The organism is Leptospira vanthielii serovar Holland str. Waz Holland = ATCC 700522, from assembly GCF_000332455.1.
GTDB lineage: Bacteria > Spirochaetota > Leptospiria > Leptospirales > Leptospiraceae > Leptospira_A > Leptospira_A vanthielii.
Genome location: NZ_AOGY02000007.1, coordinates 37,794 through 53,470, shown reverse-complemented (window position 1 = coordinate 53,470; position 15,677 = coordinate 37,794). Strand labels below are relative to the sequence as shown.

The following is a 15,677-nucleotide window of genomic DNA, read 5'->3' as shown; positions in this document are numbered from 1 at the left end:
TATGCGATCATTTATTTGGGAATTCCCACTCACTGCTGGTTTTTCTTTATTTCTTTTTTCGTTGTACCCGATTGTCTCTATTTTTTTCCCAGATTTGATCGGGCCATATTTTATCGCAACACCAGGAGAACTGGAGCCAATCAACTGGATTTTATCGACCTTCTTCCATGGATCGGGGGCACACCTTCTCTCTAATTTATTTTTTCTCCTACTTCTTGGAAGAGTCGTCGAAAATCGAGTTGGTAAAGGTAAGTGGCTTCTTTTTTATTTTATGGCAGGTATACTATCTGTGTTAGGTGATGGGATTGTTAGGGGACTAATATTGGGAGATAGAACGCCCATTGTGGGAGCGAGTGGGGCCATTTCTGGTTTGGCATCTGCGGCCACATTACTTTCTCCTTTTCGTTTTCCCATATCAAAAACAAAGTCCATTCCCTTTCCTGTTTTTCTATTTGGTTGGATGATGGTTTATTCTGATGTTACTAATTTGTTTGCACGAGACCAAGTGGCTCACTGGGCTCATCTTGGAGGTTTTTTCTCCGTCTTTGTTACCAGTTATTTACTCGGCGAAAAAGAGAGGCGAGAAATCAGACAGGGCTTTCTTTTGAACTTTACCTTTTTTACATTGACTATCATTCTTCTTTTTTTTATCAACAATAGGTAATGAACTTAAAATTCCGAGCGAAGGATTACACATCCGATGACTCGTTTGAATCAGCAGAATACGAGTATTTTGGCAATGAAAAGGAAGGTTGGGAGATCAAACGAAACGGTCAACCCTACCTTCATTTAGGTCCAGGTTATATTCCTTTAAAAACAATATCCTGCGGTGTTTGTTCCACCGATATTGACAGACGTTTTTTACCTTTCCCTCTCCCTCAAATTATTGGGCATGAAGTCCTTGCAGAAGGTCTTGGTGAGAACCAAGGCAAACAGTTTGTTGTCGAAATCAACGATACCTTTGAAGCTCGCGGAGATAAAGACATTGATTCCTTTTGTAAAGAAGGAATCCCTACCCATTCCCCGGAAAGAAGGGTGCTTGGGATTGACCGACTTCCTGGAGGTTTTGGTCCTTATATTTTAGCACCGATTCACGCAGCTATATCCTTGGAAGGAGTTTCTCCGAAAGCTGCTGTTCTTATGGAACCTTTTGCGGCCGCCTTACAGGCAATCCTTGCTTCCCCTCCCAAACCTGGGGACCATGTGGCAGTTCTTGGGCCACGCCGATTGGGAAGTCTCATTTTAGCGGCCCTTGCATCCTATAGAAAAACAAATAAAGCTAATTTTCGCATAACAGCAATCACTCGCCATGACCATTTGGTGTCTTTGTCTAAAGCCATGGGGGCCGACGAAGTAGTGGATCTTCGAAACACTGAGATCAGTAACTTGAAAGATCAATTTGATATAGTATATGACACAACCTCCACAGCTTCCGGTTTTGAATCTGCATTACAAATCGCCAAACGGGAAGTCCATCTCAAAACAACCAATGGGCAAGTGATGGCAGGTATCGCCCACTTAACAGAACTTGTGGTAGATGAACTTTCCATACTTCCCTATTCAGAATCCAACACAATGTTTCATTGGCAAAAGGAAACTCGCAAAAACCAGAATGTATTTGTGTTTAGTGGTGTATCGGGAACCATTAAAGAAAATCTAAAAAAACAATTCACGGTCTTCGAAGGAAATTCTTCGGATGCAGAATCCATTTTAAACTCAGAACCATTTTCAAAACGGCTTCCACGGTTTGATCTGGTCGTTGTATCGAATCCTGAAGAGTTGAGTTTTGCCATCCGCCCCAATCCAAATCACGAAAATTCTTTGGTTCGTCCGAGAGGAGCCATTCTTGTAGACTTAAATAATTCTAGAAATTGGCCAGATAACGCTAGTTTGGTGGCAAATTTCTTTGCTGATGGAAAAGAAATTCATAGTTCGCGCTGCGGAGATTTTCATATCGCAATCTCTTTACTCCGTGACAATCCGGAGATCACTCATGCCCTAGAGACAAATTTAATTTCCCATCGCTTTTCATCGGAGCAATTGGAACTCGCTTATGCGACTGCAAAAGATCCCTCTAGTGTAAAGGTAGTGGTTGATTTTCAATAACCTTATGACCAAACAGAATCAAATACATACATCTCTTGGGCCCGCATTGGTTCCTGTTGAAGACGAACTTTGGGAGATAGACCTTACAAATTTAAGAATTTTTTTCGGGCTTTCGATTCTCTCTCGGACTATCGGGGAAGAAATTGGGAACCAATTACATTCCCTTCCTGGGGATTTATCTTTCACTTATAAAATAAATCCGAATATCAATCATGAGTTGGTGGATATGCATATCCAACATGTTCAGGTTTTTGCAAGAGCAGGAGTTTTAAAAGATTGGGTTTTGTTTAGGGAACAATTTGAAGAGAATTTGCGTTTTGTATTTGGATCTTTCCAACAACAATCGGTAGCAAAAAAAATCCATCCAGAATTTTACGGGGAAGATCCCAACCGAAATTCTTCTATAGCATTATTATTTCCCTTTGAAGCAGATTTTGTCCATCCTTCAGGTTATTACATACTGATGGAAAGAGTCGCAAGCCAATACAGGATTGGTGATTTTTTTCTTCGCATAACAATTGACACACAGGAAGATGGATGTTTGAATTTGGCAAATATCAAACATGAAATCATTAGTGATGCTCATACAAGAACTTATATTGCGGGAGCTTCCAAAATCAGTGAATCGCTCAGTAATGGAATGATTAATGCGGCACAAAAAGGGGAAACATTTTACGAAGAAGAAAATAGCCATTTCAGTAAGGTGTTTTCTCAAATTGAAAAAACCCCACTCGGTAAACTCACAAACATAAATTTTTATTGGGAAGAACAATACCGAAATTTGATTTTGAGTTCTGATCCGAGTGTTTCATTAGCGATTCTAAAAAAACTCTTTCTTTTGTTGGAAGATTCTTCTGCGTCAAAAAAAATCAAAGAGGGAAATACCATCCGTGCCTTGATTGGAAAAGTTTCGGTTTATGTTGATCTTTCCCGCTTAGATCGTGTTTTGAATTTTAGCATCAATCGGAAGAGAACTTTACTCGATTCTTCCTTTTATTTGAAACGGATGCCTCTATTGGAACAAATTGCAAATTCCGATGGCCATAATTTTAGTTTTGAAGGAATCAATGTTTTTTTAATCCATCACATAACCTCTGAAATCATTTCACTCATCGAAGCTTTTAGAAGACTAAAAGCAAATTCTCTAGATGTTGCTTTTGTTAAATATGGCGGAAACATCCCTTCCGTGTATTTAGATATTCTGTTGGATATCCCGACAGAAATGTTCTTTATGGCGGGTCTTGAATTTAAACTTACGAAAAACAATACTCCCTATTATGGTGTATCACCACTGTATAGTGATTTTGAAGTCCATTCTACATTTCGCCATAAATTAGAAGATGCTAAATTAGGTTTTTTTGATGCAATGAGAAGATTGGCAGTATTTTTGTTCCTAAACAAATTATTATCAATCATTCCTAAAAATGAAAAATTACTTTTGATTGAAGACGGTGGTTATGTTGCTCCTATTTTGAACGAACGTGCATTAGATGGAGTTTCGTTTGGAGATGTTTTAGATGAGTTTTGGGTAGAAACAAAAGATAGTTCCATTAAAGAAAAACCATTCAGTGAAATTTTAAAGACCTATGTCATTGGAACGATCGAACACACTCGAAACGGTTACGATCGTTTGGTTAAAGTGAAAGAAGAGAAAAAATCATTATTTCTGCCCGCCTTTTCGATTGCCATCTCTAATGAAAAAACACAAGAAGAATCTAAGGAAGTCGCTCGTTCTATTTTGAATGCCTTGGACAATACTTTGCATGGAGTTGGTAAGGTTATTTCGAAAAGAAAAGTTCTATTGCTCGGTTCGAAAGGAAACATTGGTGGTTTTTTAAAACAATATCTAATTGGTGGTTTCCTTCATGAAAATAATTTAGATATCTTAGAAGTGGATCGAAAATTAGAATCAGAGTCGCGATACTTAAAATCAGATTTCTCTCAGGTATCTGATACGGAGTTTGCTGAAATTGATCTCATTATTGGCGTTACTGGTGAATCTATTATTTCGCCCAAAACTTGGGAATCCTGGATACTGAATAGTAAACACAAACAACTGTTTATTGGGTCAGGTTCCACAAAAACACTAGAATTTGCTGATTTTATTGAATGGACCAATGAATTAAATCTTTCCGAAACCTCCAGGTTAGGTGGAGAGCGTTTGATTGTATCTTTTCATAGAATTCTAGATCCACAAACCCAAATGGATTTAGGTTCTAAGATTCTTTTTAAGATAGAAAATAAACAAATCGAAAAAGAAGTGTTTCTTATTAGTGACGGAAGTCCAGTGAACTTTTTGTTTTATGGAGTTCCAACAGAATCAATGGATCCTATCATTTCCCAACTTGCGAGTGTATCCTTAGGTATGGTTCATTACTATAAATCCCAAAAACTTCCAAATCCAGAGTTATATGCAGTAGACCACCAAATTGATGTTTGGGGAAAGTTTTTGTGAGTAACCACGGTTTTTTTCAAATTACACAAAAGTTGTTTCTCCGCAACGGGAATCAATTGTTGGTTTTACGAGATAGAAAGTCTGGCCATGGTGACCTTCCTGGTGGTCGAATGAACGAAGATGAATTTTTTTCTGACTGGTCTGAGAGTATTTTTCGGGAAGTTTCAGAAGAATTGGGAAATCAAATTAAAATTGATGTAAATCCGGAACCAATTTTTATTCATAAACATAGGGTGAATGAAGGAAATTTCCCTTGTGTCATCATTGCTTATTCGGCCAAACTTGTGGACGGACTCATTCAGTTATCTGATGAACACGACTATATGGACTGGGTTGATATTACAACTTTTGATCCATCCAATCTTTTTTCGGAGTATATGTTGGACGCAGTCCAACTCTATTTAAAAAAATATGCATAATTTATATGTTCCTCCTTATAAAATTCTTCTCTTTATCATTCTGTTTGGCTTTGGTTTTTTTTCTGCCTCATTTCTAAAAGATGATCAAACCACATTGCCAAAGTTTGATATTCCAAAACCAGAAATAAGTTTTAATTTCAAGTTTGATTTTAATCTCAGCAAACCGGAAGTGGATGAAGATATTTCGAAACCTACAAAATCCTGGAATGATGTGACCATTCAAACAAATGGAACAGATCGAAAGTATGGAAATTTAGTAGGAATTCAACTAGTTCTGCAACCGAAGGACTTTGTCAAAGAAGAGTGGTGGCGAGAAAGAATCGAAGAAACTTTTAAAAAAGGAAAAGCCGCCGGAATTTTTGATCGTAAAACGATTGTTATTCTTCCTGAACATACTGGAACAGGCTTATTATTCTTGGATGAAAAATCCAAATTTTTAAATGCAGATTCTTTGGAATTAGCTTTGAAATCCAAGGGAGAAACCTTTACCGTTTCCGATTTATTTTATTTGAAAGCAGAAAAAATGGCGGAGATTTATGTTCGAACATTTTCTGAGTTAGCAAAAGAATATAATGTACCGATATTAGCCGGTACAATTATTCTACCAAACCCAAAGATTGTTAAAGGAAGTCTTGTGCTCGATCCCAAAGGTCCATTATTTAATGTTGCCGTTCCATTTTCAGCAGATGGAAAGTTGATGGATCCGCTTGTTAAAAAATCTATCTTAACAGAAGATGAATTGAAAGTTCTTTCTGCTGGTGAAGTGACTCAGGACCGTGTTTGGGTTGTGCCGGGTTGGAAGGTCGCCATCCTCATTGGACAAGAAGTCTTTGATATTAATATTTATAACCGTCTTGTAGGAAAACCGATCGATGGTTTAATTTCACCATCAGCATCGTATCCGAATATGAAATGGCAAACCGTTGATTTAGAAGATCCTAATGTTTGGAAACAAGAAGGGATGGCAAAATATATCAAATCAACCAAAGCACAAGACCTTGTCCAAGTGTTCTTAGCCGGGCATTTATATGGTAAAAACTGGAATGGAAAAACTTTTAATCTTCGTGACTTTTCCAACGAGGATCAGGTTGGATCGGTAGAAAGTCCTACGATCTTAAACTTGTACTTTTAATTTTCTGGGGATAATACAGTTTTTTGAATCGTTAATTTTAAGATCGGACAGAAAATCGATTTGACAGCGCATACCTTTCCACAAAAAATTTTCAGAGTCATGGCACAGAAGTCCCTTCCTAAAAATGAGTTTTATGTAAAATGCCCTTTGTATTCTAAAGGACTATCTGTTTGTCCTAGTTCCAAAGATCGTTTACAGGCTGAGGATATAGACAGGCTTACTTCTCATTGTATTACTGACACTTATAAAGCATGTGATATCTTTTCCGCTAAAAAAGAAAAAGAACAGGCAGCTTAACCGTCACTCAACTTCCTTACTTTTTTGAAATATTCATAAATCATCCAGTCTTCCGCTGAAAAATTAAGATCATCTAACACCAGTTCACCTCTTTTGCTTTCGTAAACTATTCGGTCTCCTGCGACACCCCATAATCTGTCCATAAAAAATGGAAAGTGTTCTTTTTTACCAGATACCTTCCATTTCATGGGTTGGTTGGGTTCGTTTTGGTTGGTAGCAATGAATTCGTCTTTTCCCGTCATTCTCCAAGAGAATGCTTCGCGAGTTACAATGGGGATTCCCCGATTGATGGAGGGAGTTTTGCCTTGGTGATATACAACTTCTTTTAAATAGAGGTCTCCAATCTTTCCACCAACTATATATCCCGAAAGGCCATTGTTATAATAAAATCTTGGTAAAACAATATCTTTCGAAAGGAGTGTCACACGTTTTGATTCCAAATTCAAAAAGAATAAGTTGTAAGATCCTCCAATTCCGGACCAAACTAAAAACTCGTTTCCAATGGATGTTATGTGATAGTGCGTTTTTAATTTTGGAAATGGAGTAGGGAAAAGATCTCCAGCAATGTATTTTTCTGGCTTTGAGTTTTCACCTGTTTTTTCTACAAAGAGCTGGTTTTCAAAAAAATATAATAACAGATCTCCTGAATTGGTGATTGCCATTCCCGTTTTGCAAGGTATGTGAACAATGGACTCATGTTCCAAAGAGGAGTCAGAAGTAGAATATCCAAATAAAGCACAACCCCCATATTGTTTTAATGGATATTGAACTGCCACATAATTTCCGTTTGCTGAAATTTGTATCGAGTCTGGCCGAAGTTTTAATTCAATAGAATTTCTATTGTCATTCACTAAATCTTTAAAATATAGAGTTTTGTTTTCTGTCCAAACAATCTTTGTTCGGTCTTCAGAAAGTACAAACAAACGCGGTTGGTTCGGTTTATTTTTAGATAATATCTCTGATGTCGAACGATTTGCAGAAAGTCTGTCTTGTAATAGAACTAAAGCTTTTTCATATTTTTCTTTTGAAATTAAATCTTCAATTTCGGAAACTAAAGATTCATGTTTTGATTGGCAAGATAAAAGAAATAAAGTAACAATTGGGAATATAAAAGAAACTAATTTCACTGAGACTCCAATAATTCTCGGATTTCTCCGGCATGGATTTCTTTAGAAAAAAGATCCTTTGCTGTCTGGCCAACACGCTTTGTATCATAATAGGCAAAGGTTCCAGTCACTACGGCCCCTCCAATCGGAATCCAACGTGCAAATTGTTTTCGGATAATTGATTTTGAAATTAGTAATCCTAATTTCTCTAACATAGTTTGGAATACTTTAACGGTAGTTGGGCGAATTAAAATTTTCAGAGATGATTCTTCGATAATTTTTCGAAATACATGTGCCCCACCATGTTTGAAAAGACAATAAAGTAACAATTCTTTTGTGACTTGTACTTCTTTTCCATAGAGGGCAGCTATATCCAAAATCAAATGCCCTTGGATTCGGTACATAAAAAGTAACTCTGGCAGAATGCTGAGAATCCCCAAAGGACCCGGGGGAAGCGAGCAGGTGGCACTGACGAGCCCCGACTTAAAGGAGGCATTTTGGACCAATTCTTGGATGAGATGGTCTGGGGGTTGGATTGTGGGTGCATAGGGACTTCTGTAGTCCTCTAAGCCGGCAAATAATTCGACTAGGCCTTCTAAAAAACCTTCGGATTTGGCCTGAGATGGTATTTCGCTCACGGGTTTCTTAAATCCTCGTTAGATTTTGGTTTATCAAAAACAGGCATTCTATATCCTTTCCATAGACATGATAGATAGATTGAAAAAAATTCAAGAAAAATACCTGCGTATTGAGGATGAGCTCGCTCGGGCCACTGCATCCGATACATTGAAGAATCTATCGAAAGAAAGATCTCGCCTAACGCCAGTATATACAAAAGCTGATGAATATTTAAAAATAACGAAAGATTGCCAAGATGCAAAATCACTTCTTGAATCTGATAATGATCCAGACATGCATGCCATGTTGAAATCGGAAATAGAAGAAGGTGAAAAAAAACTAGAAGAATTAGCAAAAGAACTCGAAATCATGTTGTTACCTCCAGATCCAAATTCTGGAAAAAGTATCCTTGTGGAAATTCGTGCCGGAACTGGTGGGGAAGAATCAGGACTGTTTTGTGCGGATTTATTCCGTATGTATAACAAGTATGCTGATAAACAAGGTCTGAGAGCTGAAATTATTGATGCAAGTCCTACCGGTATCGGTGGTTTTAAAGAAATTGTATTTTCGTTAGATGATGATAGAGCTTACGATTTATTTAAATTTGAATCTGGAACACATCGCGTTCAAAGAATTCCGGAAACAGAATCTGGTGGAAGAATTCATACATCTGCTGTAACAGTTGCTATACTTCCGGAAGCTGAAGAAAAGGAAGTAGAAATCAGGGAAAGTGATCTACGTATAGACGTATATCGTTCGTCAGGTGCTGGTGGACAACACGTTAACACAACTGACTCTGCGGTTCGGATCACTCATATTCCTACCGGCATTGTTGTCGCATCTCAGGAAGAACGTTCGCAAATTAAAAACCGTGATAAAGCGATGCGAGTGCTACGTGCAAGGATCGTTGATCAAATGGCCGATGCCGCAAAACAAAGTGCAGATGCGTTAAAAAAAGCACAAGTTGGGTCTGGAGACAGGTCAGAACGAATTCGAACCTACAACTTTCCACAAGGACGTTGTACTGACCACCGAATCGGTTTTACGAGTCATAATTTACCAGCCATAATGGAAGGTGATTTGGATGAATTGATCGATGCATTGGTTCAAGAAGACAGGTCCAAAAGATTAGCGGAAGCGAAAGCATAAAAAAGATTCTAAATTTGAAAGGAATTCGGTTGATTCGAACCGTCTGAATGTTATAAGGAATAGAGCAGGAATTTCCATCAGATGAATCGATTGAAAACTATATTTTCTCTTCTTGCTTTCGCAAGTCTTTCGTTTGGGAATTGTAAACCTATCAATGGCGACGAACAGATAAGTGACCTATTTTTATACTATCTTCTTTTCCAGGCGTTAGCGAACGCAACCGAAGAAAACTGTACATTCTCTCCTAATTCCAGCGATGCACTTTTCAATGACGAATGGCATCTACATAATATTGGCCAATTTGGTGGTACTGTTGGAGAAGATGCAAATGTCAGTCCAGTTTGGAATCAAAGTATTTCTGGAAACAGAGTGATTGTAAGTGTAGTTGATGACGGCCTGGATATTAGACACGAAGATCTATCGCAGAATATTTCAGTTACCGCGCGGGGATTGAATCTCCTAAATGGAACCATTTACCCAACTCATTCCTACTCTAACAGTTTCCATGGTTCCGCAGTGGGAGGGGTGATTGCTGCGAGAGGTGGGAATAATTTGGGCGTTCGAGGTGCAGCACCTTGTTCGAAGTTAGTTGGTGTCAACATTCTTGAAAAATCTACCATCTATACTTCCGATGAATACAGAGCAATGGTAAATGAATCTTCTCGAGTTTCCATTTCCAATAATAGCTGGGGTTCTCCTGATGGATATGGATGGCTTTGGCCTTCTAGTTCCCTTTGGCAGCAGGGTGTTAATGAAGGCATTCGCCAAGGAAAATCAGGAAAAGGGACTGTCTATGTTTGGGCAGCTGGCAATGGAGCCAATGGAGGGACGATTGTAGCTCCCGTTCTTGTAGATAACACCAATTATGATGGTCAGGCCAATTTTTATGGAGTGATGGCAATTGGCGGGATTGGTCAAAATGGAAAAAAGGCAGCCTATTCAGAATCAGGTGCTAATTTATGGGTCGTTGCGCACACACAAGGTAATAGTGCAACAGCATATACGACTGCTATCTCAACAACAGATGCTTCTGGATCTAATGGTTTGAACGTGGGCGGTAGTTCGGGAGATTATTCACTTGGGAACTATACCAAAAAATTCAACGGGACATCTTCTGCAACACCATTGGCGGCAGGTGTCATCGCTCTTCTGATTGGTAAATTTCCCGAATTGACTTGGCGCGACGTACGCGAGTTAGTTGCCTATAGTGCAAGGAAAAATGATTCAATAGATTCTGATTGGGCCATAAATTCCGCAGGACTAAACATAAATCATAAGTATGGATTTGGCACTATGGATGCTGTAAATTTACTCACAAGAGCAAATACATGGACTCCGATTACCGCAACACTAATCACTCAAACCGAAATATCCTTATCTCCAAATACTCCTATCCCCGATAATGATATAGTGACTGGCGCCACTGTCAATTATACCGTTGGGAGTGCTATTAACTATATTGAATATGTGGATGTGGAGTTTACTTCCAACCATACTTACTTTCCTGAACTTCGTATTGAAATTACTTCTCCCGGTGGAACAAAAAGTGTTCTCTCCGAACCACATGCCTGTGTAAATCCATATAACAATAGTTTGTGTTCTTCGGGAAATACTTCAATAGCTTCCATGACAGGTTCTTCAACCTATCGTTTTGGTTTGGCTCGTCATTTAGGAGAAAATCCAAATGGGACTTGGGTTCTCAGAGTTTTTGATTCAAGTGCAACTGACACCGGACAAATCAACTCAGTTCAGTTACGGATTTATGGCAGGTAATTTTATGGCTCATCAACTAAGATTGAATTCATTTTTCAGATTATTCCTTGTGACCTTTGTTTCATTAGGTTTTTTTGCTTTCTTGAACGCTGAGCCCAATGAACCACCAAGTTCCATCTCCTTCGTTGAAGGTGGAGTCAAAAAAACCTTTTATCGAAATCCAAATGTTGTAGCTGAATATGTAGAATTAAAACAAATTTCAAACAACCAACAAATTGATCCAGGTAAACAAGGAATCAAATCTGGATGGAACATTCGACCACCTGGTAAAATATTATTTCCGAAATCCTCAAAATCGACACCTACTAAAGTAACGGAAGTATATTCAACAGCAGTGGGAATGGGTCCAAACATTGTTTTGCCCGGTATTTTGATTATTACTTTTTCTAGTGATCAGTCGCAGACTTCTCTGGAACGTATTTCAAACAAATACGGAATCCAACTTCTAAATCAGTTTTCTCCTCGTTTAGTCAGTTTCCAAACAGAACCAGGATACATATCTATTGAAAAAGCGAATGAAATCCGTTCGGAACCTAATGTATTAGAAGCCTATCCAGATATCGCCGTTGAAAAAAGTCTGAAGTAACATTCGCATAACTAAAATAAGATGGTTACATCGCCAGATAAAAATACATTAATTTTAGAATCTCTTGTTTTCTTACTGGTTTTGGAAGATAGGATGTGATTCCCGCTAAAAAACTTTTACTAATATCTTCCTTTTGAACATTGGCGGAAATGGCAATGATGGGAACTGAGTCACTTGCTCTAATTTGATTTGCTACTTCAATTTTTCTTATTTCTCTTGTAGCCTCTAACCCATCCATTTCCGGCATTTGCATATCCATCAAAATGATATCAAACTTTTGGGTTTTGAATTTAGCTAAAGCTTCTTTTCCGTTATAGGCAATACTGATATGGATTGGGTATTTGCGAAAAAAAGTTTTTATGATAAATATATTTTCTTCGGAATCTTCTGCTAAAAGTATATTACAGCTTGGAAAATTCTCTGGGTTTGGAAGTTCTAAATTAAGCCAGTGTTGGTGAATTCCTGAATTTCGTTTGATAAAACCCTCATACGGAATTTCGAAAGAAAACTTAGATCCGGTTCCAACATGACTATCAACAGAAATTTCCCCACCCATTAATTGGATTAATTTTTTTGTTATAGTTAACCCAAGTCCAGTTCCCCCATACTTTCTGGTAGTTGAACTATCTACTTGCGTAAAACTTTCAAAAATGGAATTCAATTTTTCTGATGGAATGCCTATTCCCGTATCTTCCACCGAGATTTTTATGTTTTTCTTATTTTCGCATAACAATGTACTAACGAATATTTCTCCCTTTTCTGTAAATTTCATCGCATTACTTAATAGATTAATTAAAACTTGTTGTAATCTTGTTGAATCACCGGCAATACTCTCAGAAATCTCATCATCTATATGAAAATGTAAATTGATTCCTTTTGCTTTCGCTTTCATATAAAATAAGGAAACAGTTTCACTCATTAGGTCTCGAATCGAAAAATGGATATGTTCCATTTCTAGTTTTCCAGATTCGATCCGAGATAAATCTAGAATATCATTAATAATATTAAAAAGTGCCTTTCCTGAATTTCGAAGAACTGTTAAATACTCTTGTTGTTCTTCCGTTAAATCTGTTTCATTTAAGGTATCTGTCATTCCAAGGATTGCATTTAATGGAGTTCGAATTTCATGGCTCATCGACGCTAAAAAATCTGTTTTTGCTTGTGATGCTTTTTGTGCTTCAACTTCTCTTTGATTGGCTAGAGTCATTTTTTCGCGTAGAAGTTTTTCGCGAACAACTTGTTGCGAAACATCTGAAATTTGAATCATACAAAATGGGTCAGTTTCGCCTTCGATGGAGATAGGTATGATGTGTAAGTATTGGTATATACGATTTCCAATTTCTCTGTTTTTTTTATTATCATAAAGGGGGAATGGAAATGGGTTTAGTGTATGTGTCAATATTGAATACTGTGAATACTCTAAACAAAGTTCAACGGATTTGAATGTTCTTGTATTTTTTAGCTCGGGAAAAACGGACGAAAAAGAAGCACCAACCAAATCTTTTTCTTTGAAGCCTGAGCTTTTAATAAACCAACTATTTACTAAAACTATATTGAGATTTTTATCTAGAATTAGGATTCCTATTCCGGATTTCTTAACAATCGTTAATAGGTGCTTTTCACTAAGAGAATTCACTACTTCAGCTTTTTAATTAGTACTCTAGAAAGATTTTTGATGCTATCGAAATTAAGAATGAAAAATATATAACCTTTAATATCTTTCCCACTTAGTTTATAATCAATAAAAACTAAAAGAATAGAATTGTCTTTTTTTGGACTTCGCCTGAGGAGTAGTTCTTCATATTTTCCAGCAAAGAACTCTGGAATATGGGTTTCGATTTTGTAATCAGACATTTTTGCCAAATTCGATAAGATAGCATTTAAGATAATGTTTCCTATTTCGCTTAACGCATCTTTCTCGAATTGTGAAACTTCATTTAAGGCAACATAGTCTTTCATCATCATTTTGACGATTTCCAAACTTGCACTTTTATGAAATAATAGAAACGCAGATCCCTCACCAATTCCACCAACAAACTTTTGTTCAATTGTACAAACATCTTGGTCTGCAAGATATTCGATATTTTTTGCTTCTTCTGTTGTGATCAGTTTTAGACTAGGTACGGTGAGTAAAATTTCGTCAGAAATCATTTCACTCATTAATTTTGCCGCACCACCCAAACTAATGTTGAATAGTTCGCATAAAGAATCTCGTTCTATTTCAGTTAGAAAATTCATTTTCAATCCAAGTGCGAAATTATTTTTTCTGCCGTAACTGGTTTTTCTACAAAATCGATTCCAATCAATTTGGCTCTATTTTTGATTGCATCTTGAATATTAGCTGTAATCAAAATCACTTTTGTATTTTTATAATTCTTCTTGAGGTCTTCTGCCAAATCCAAACCGGATAGATTACCTGGCATATTTTGGTCCAATGTGAAAAAATCTATATCTTGATGGTCGGTTAAAAGTGTCTTGGCATCGTCAGCGGAACTTGCCTCCAAAATCTCCCAATCTGGGTATTTATCTAAAATAATCTTTCGGATCATTAAACGAGTAACTGTGCTATCGTCTACGATTAGCGCTTTTTTTTGTGACATATGTATTGCCTTAATTCCGAACTAGTTTATATATGAGATTGCACCTAATAATTGACGGAAAAAAAACCATCTCCCCAGCAATACATGCGATCCAAATACTTATTATTATTATTTTTATACCTTTTCTGCCTTTGTAAGTCGAATCAAAAAATTTGTGACGGTGAAAATTGCAGGAATGGAAAATTCCAGGTTATCTATGATAATGGAGATCGGTTTGATGGAGAATTCTTCGAAGATATCAAACATGGTTATGGGATTTACTATTATTCTAATGGTGATGTTTTTGAAGGTGAATACCAATTCGGATATAAAGAAGGTCCAGGAGTCTACCGTTATGCGAATGGAGACAAATATATTGGTTTGTATTCTAAAGGAAAACGCCAGGGTTTAGGGAAGTATCTTTATTGTGATGGATTGATTTTAAATGGTTACTGGGAAAATAATCACTTGCAGGGTAATGCAAAAATAGTAAATGCAAAAGGGAGTTTGGTGTTGGAAGGAACTTGGAAAGATAGCCGGTGGATAGGGATCTCACCGACATCGTCATCAACCAATACTGTCGAAATTCCGAATCCCCAGTGACTCATAAATTTTCCGAGTCGCCTTAGATTTGTTAAGCGTATACATGTGGATACCGGCAACTTTGTGATCGAGTAGATCTCTTACTTGTTCTGTTGCCCAATGGATGCCAACATTCTCTGCATAAACATCATCCTCTGCTCGAGAAAGGGACTTTAATAGTTTTGCCGGAAAATTAGTTCCGAGTGACAATTCTGCCATTCGCGCCATTCCCTTTCTGGAAGTGACCGGCATTATTCCGGCGATGATAGGAACTTTGATCCCAGCAATTTCACATCGTTCCACCAAATCATAAAAGTAGTTATTGTTAAAAAACATTTGGGTGCAAATGTAATCAGCTCCTTGGTCAACCTTCCATTTTAAAAATTCAATTTCCTTTAAGCGGTTGGGAGTAGAAGGGTGTCCTTCGGGAAAACCAGCAACACCAATTCCCATTTGCGGAAATTCCTTTTTGATAAAACCAACTAATTCACCAGCAAAGGCAAACCCGTTTTCCGTTTTTTGAAATTCGGTTTGTCCTTTAGGTGGATCCCCGCGCAAAGCCATGATATTGTGAATTCCACTTTTTTCGTAACGTTTGAGGATGTCTCGGATTTCATCTTTGGTAGAGCCGACACACGTAAGGTGACTAATGATTGTTAAACCAGTTTGTTCTTGGAGTTTTACAACCAAATCATGTGTGAGGTCTCTTGTCGACCCTCCAGCCCCATAAGTAACACTTACATAGGCTGGGTTCATCTGAGACAATTCTTGGATGTTTCGAAACAAATCCTCAGATGCTTCTTCATTTTTTGGAGGAAAAAATTCGAAGCTGATAGTTGTTTGTTTTTTACCGAGAACCTGAGAAATGTGCATAA

At 37.4% G+C, this 15,677-nt stretch carries 16 protein-coding genes; 10 read left to right on the top strand and 6 right to left on the bottom strand.

The features are described 5' to 3' along the window. Position 1 precedes the first annotated feature (1 nt). The 6 genes from LEP1GSC199_RS00800 (at position 2) to LEP1GSC199_RS00775 (ending at position 6,409) form a co-directional block, all read left to right on the top strand. A complete protein-coding gene (locus tag LEP1GSC199_RS00800; RefSeq protein WP_002976123.1) occupies positions 2-664 on the top strand; it encodes a rhomboid family intramembrane serine protease in 663 nt (220 codons plus the stop codon). After that, positions 664-2,106, top strand: a complete 1,443-nt coding sequence (locus tag LEP1GSC199_RS00795; RefSeq protein WP_002976025.1) for an MDR/zinc-dependent alcohol dehydrogenase-like family protein — start codon at positions 664-666, stop codon at positions 2,104-2,106. The genes LEP1GSC199_RS00800 and LEP1GSC199_RS00795 overlap by 1 nt, the downstream gene beginning before the upstream one ends. Positions 2,107-2,110: 4 nt before the next feature. After that, complete coding sequence (locus LEP1GSC199_RS00790) at positions 2,111-4,561, top strand: hypothetical protein (RefSeq protein WP_002976117.1); 2,451 nt, start codon at positions 2,111-2,113, stop codon at positions 4,559-4,561. Beyond that, on the top strand, positions 4,558-4,980 hold the full coding sequence (locus LEP1GSC199_RS00785; protein WP_039925724.1) for an NUDIX domain-containing protein: 423 nt from the start codon (positions 4,558-4,560) through the stop codon (positions 4,978-4,980). Before LEP1GSC199_RS00790 ends, LEP1GSC199_RS00785 begins: the two co-directional genes overlap by 4 nt. Further along, complete coding sequence (locus LEP1GSC199_RS00780; RefSeq protein ID WP_002976037.1) at positions 4,973-6,112, top strand: carbon-nitrogen hydrolase family protein; 1,140 nt, start codon at positions 4,973-4,975, stop codon at positions 6,110-6,112. Before LEP1GSC199_RS00785 ends, LEP1GSC199_RS00780 begins: the two co-directional genes overlap by 8 nt. 99 nt (positions 6,113-6,211) lie before the next feature. Further along, positions 6,212-6,409 (top strand): hypothetical protein, encoded by a 198-nt coding sequence (locus LEP1GSC199_RS00775; protein ID WP_002976060.1) that lies wholly within the window; start codon positions 6,212-6,214, stop codon positions 6,407-6,409. On the opposite strand, the gene LEP1GSC199_RS00770 is transcribed toward LEP1GSC199_RS00775, so the two are convergent. Together LEP1GSC199_RS00770 and LEP1GSC199_RS00765 are read right to left on the bottom strand one after the other, a co-directional pair. Continuing rightward, entirely contained in the window at positions 6,406-7,536 is a 1,131-nt protein-coding gene (locus LEP1GSC199_RS00770) for a hypothetical protein (protein ID WP_002976154.1), read from the bottom strand. The genes LEP1GSC199_RS00775 and LEP1GSC199_RS00770 overlap by 4 nt on opposite strands. Further along, positions 7,533-8,153, bottom strand: coding sequence for a hypothetical protein (locus LEP1GSC199_RS00765; RefSeq protein WP_002976091.1), 621 nt, complete (start codon positions 8,151-8,153; stop codon positions 7,533-7,535). Before LEP1GSC199_RS00765 ends, LEP1GSC199_RS00770 begins: the two co-directional genes overlap by 4 nt. Before the next feature lie 67 nt (positions 8,154-8,220). On the opposite strand from LEP1GSC199_RS00765, the gene prfA reads away from it, so the two are divergent. From prfA to LEP1GSC199_RS00750, 3 genes are all read left to right on the top strand, one after another. Beyond that, positions 8,221-9,282 carry a peptide chain release factor 1 gene (prfA, locus tag LEP1GSC199_RS00760; protein WP_039925679.1) on the top strand — a complete coding sequence of 354 codons (1,062 nt, stop codon included), beginning with the start codon at positions 8,221-8,223 and terminating at the stop codon, positions 9,280-9,282. 81 nt (positions 9,283-9,363) lie between these two features. Next, positions 9,364-11,055, top strand: a complete 1,692-nt coding sequence (locus LEP1GSC199_RS00755) for a S8 family serine peptidase (protein ID WP_002975984.1) — start codon at positions 9,364-9,366, stop codon at positions 11,053-11,055. Next, positions 10,967-11,641, top strand: coding sequence for a hypothetical protein (locus LEP1GSC199_RS00750; protein ID WP_232420528.1), 675 nt, complete (start codon positions 10,967-10,969; stop codon positions 11,639-11,641). The genes LEP1GSC199_RS00755 and LEP1GSC199_RS00750 overlap by 89 nt, the downstream gene beginning before the upstream one ends. A gap of 25 nt (positions 11,642-11,666) precedes the next feature. Here LEP1GSC199_RS00750 and LEP1GSC199_RS00745 read toward each other — a convergent pair whose 3' ends face one another. Genes LEP1GSC199_RS00745 through LEP1GSC199_RS00735 form a run of 3 tightly spaced genes read right to left on the bottom strand, consistent with a single transcriptional unit; the run spans position 11,667 to position 14,241 of the window. Continuing rightward, entirely contained in the window at positions 11,667-13,277 is a 1,611-nt protein-coding gene (locus tag LEP1GSC199_RS00745; RefSeq protein ID WP_039925677.1) for an ATP-binding protein, read from the bottom strand. Next, positions 13,277-13,879, bottom strand: a complete 603-nt coding sequence (locus LEP1GSC199_RS00740; RefSeq protein ID WP_002976143.1) for a chemotaxis protein CheX — start codon at positions 13,877-13,879, stop codon at positions 13,277-13,279. The genes LEP1GSC199_RS00745 and LEP1GSC199_RS00740 overlap by 1 nt, the downstream gene beginning before the upstream one ends. 2 nt (positions 13,880-13,881) lie before the next feature. Next, complete coding sequence (locus LEP1GSC199_RS00735) at positions 13,882-14,241, bottom strand: response regulator (RefSeq protein WP_083901897.1); 360 nt, start codon at positions 14,239-14,241, stop codon at positions 13,882-13,884. 84 nt (positions 14,242-14,325) lie between these two features. Between LEP1GSC199_RS00735 and LEP1GSC199_RS00730 the strand changes: the two genes are divergently transcribed. Further along, positions 14,326-14,823 (top strand): MORN repeat-containing protein, encoded by a 498-nt coding sequence (locus tag LEP1GSC199_RS00730; RefSeq protein WP_002976124.1) that lies wholly within the window; start codon positions 14,326-14,328, stop codon positions 14,821-14,823. Here the strand turns inward: LEP1GSC199_RS00730 and metF are convergent. After that, entirely contained in the window at positions 14,788-15,675 is an 888-nt protein-coding gene (gene metF, locus LEP1GSC199_RS00725) for a methylenetetrahydrofolate reductase [NAD(P)H] (protein WP_002976002.1), read from the bottom strand. The genes LEP1GSC199_RS00730 and metF overlap by 36 nt on opposite strands. Positions 15,676-15,677: the final 2 nt, after the last annotated feature.